Below are 1595 nucleotides of genomic sequence, written 5' to 3'. Positions count from 1 at the left end.
GGCCCCGCGGCACCCACCCCCTGGTGACCCCGTCTTAACGTGAGTTTTCGTCATTTCTGCTACCGTAGGTGGATGCAGCGAGAACTGTGGTCGTGGCTGCACGACGCGAGCCTCAGGGTGGTTCGCTTCGAGCACGGGCAGGTCGAATTCGCGGTCATCGGTGCGTTCGACGCTGGCCCGGAGACGTTCACGTCGCTCACGCTGCTGCTCGACGACGTCAGACGATGCGCCATGCTGCAGCTCGACGTACCCGGTGCTCTCGTCGATGAGCAACCACTGTCGATCGGAGCAGAGCTGACGGTGCTCACGAACGAGGCACGGGGCGGCGCGATCAGGGTCTCCTGCGATGTCGGTGACGAGGGCGACTTCGGCATCCTCGCGGTGGAGTACGGTGACGAGACGGTGAAGACACCCCGTGGCGACGAGTTCACGGGCGATGAATTCTGCGCACTGCTTCGCAGCGCTTGGCGGCTGCCTTGACGCAGGGGCGCGCGGCCAATAACTTCACGGGGCTCCCGCTCGGCAAGGACTCCTGCTTGAATCGCCCTTCTACTCGAAGAGGAGGGCGCGGAGTTCGGACTCGGCCGAGGCCAGGCGGGTGGGGTCGATGGTGTGGCCCTCGCTGTACTTGTCGACGATGCGGGGGTCGACGTAGCTGTTCTTCGCGATGGTCGGGGTGTTGCTGAGCACGGCGGCCGCGTCGCGCATGGCCTGCGCGAGGGCGCGCTTGCGCTTGTACTCCGAGGGCTGCGGGCCCGCCTTGGCGAGGCTGACGGCGGCGGCGAGGGTGCCGTGCAGCGTGCGGAAGTCCTTCGCCGTGAAATCTCCCCCGGTCTGCTCCCGCACGTACGCGTTGATCTCGAGGGCGTCGAGTGGATGCCACCGCCCGCGTTCATCGCGGAAGGCCAGCAGGTGGGCGTTGGGCCCGCGGCGTTTCAGCCCGGCGACGATACGGGCGAGTTCGGGATCGCGGATGTCGGACTCCCACGCCTGCCCGCTCTTGGCGGGGAAGGCGAGGTGCACTACGTCGCCGCGCACTTTCACGTGCGCACAGAGCAGGGTCGAGAGGCCGTAGCTGCCGTGCTGCTCGGCGTACCGCTCGCTGCCGACCCGGAGCGAGCCCTGGTCGAGCATCCGGAAGGCCGCTGCTGACGCGCGCTCCCGATCTGGATGCCCGTGCCGGAGGTCCATCGTGACCTTCCGTCTCGCCTGCGGCAGCGACTCGGCCAAGCTGAGGGCACGGTCGAACTTGATGCGGTCCTTCTGTTCGCGCCAGGTCGGGTGGTAGATGTACTGGCGGCGGCCCGCGGAGTCGATGCCGGTGGCCTGGATGTGGCCGTTGGCGTACGGGGCGATCCAGACGTCACGCCACGCCGGCGGTATCGCGAGGTGCTCGATGCGCGCCCGGAGCTCGGGGTCTTTCAGTGTCGTTCCGTCGACGTCCTGGTAGGTGAACCCGCGCCCCGCCTTCAGGCGTCGCAGCCCCTTCCCGCTCGAATCGCTGCGCCGCAATCTGACCATCCCCCGACCCTACCCGCCGCGCCGCCGCAGCTGCAGGTCGAGCATCCGAATCCCCGTGGCGGCAGCTACTTCAC

Annotated in this window: 2 protein-coding genes; one reads left to right on the top strand and one right to left on the bottom strand. The window is 68.1% G+C overall.

The features are described from left to right. Positions 1 to 72: 72 nt before the first annotated feature. Positions 73 to 480, top strand: coding sequence for a hypothetical protein (locus C5B96_RS01970; RefSeq protein WP_104242448.1), 408 nt, complete (start codon positions 73 to 75; stop codon positions 478 to 480). Positions 481 to 549: 69 nt separating this feature from the next. Here C5B96_RS01970 and C5B96_RS01965 read toward each other — a convergent pair whose 3' ends face one another. Beyond that, positions 550 to 1521: a DNA topoisomerase IB gene (locus tag C5B96_RS01965; RefSeq protein WP_104242446.1), complete on the bottom strand. Its 972-nt coding sequence runs from the start codon at positions 1519 to 1521 to the stop codon at positions 550 to 552. Between the last annotated feature and the right edge of the window lie 74 nt (positions 1522 to 1595).

This window comes from Subtercola sp. Z020, from assembly GCF_002931235.1.
GTDB lineage: Bacteria > Actinomycetota > Actinomycetes > Actinomycetales > Microbacteriaceae > Subtercola.
Note: the sequence above shows the minus strand (reverse complement) of the source record. Positions and strands in the feature narration are given on the sequence as shown.

Coding starts and splice junctions, on each gene's coding strand:
- C5B96_RS01970 (WP_104242448.1), top strand. CDS start 73: ATGCAGCGAGAACTGTGGTCGTGGCTGCACGACGCGAGCCTCAGGGTG.
- C5B96_RS01965 (WP_104242446.1), bottom strand. CDS start 1,521: ATGGTCAGATTGCGGCGCAGCGATTCGAGCGGGAAGGGGCTGCGACGC.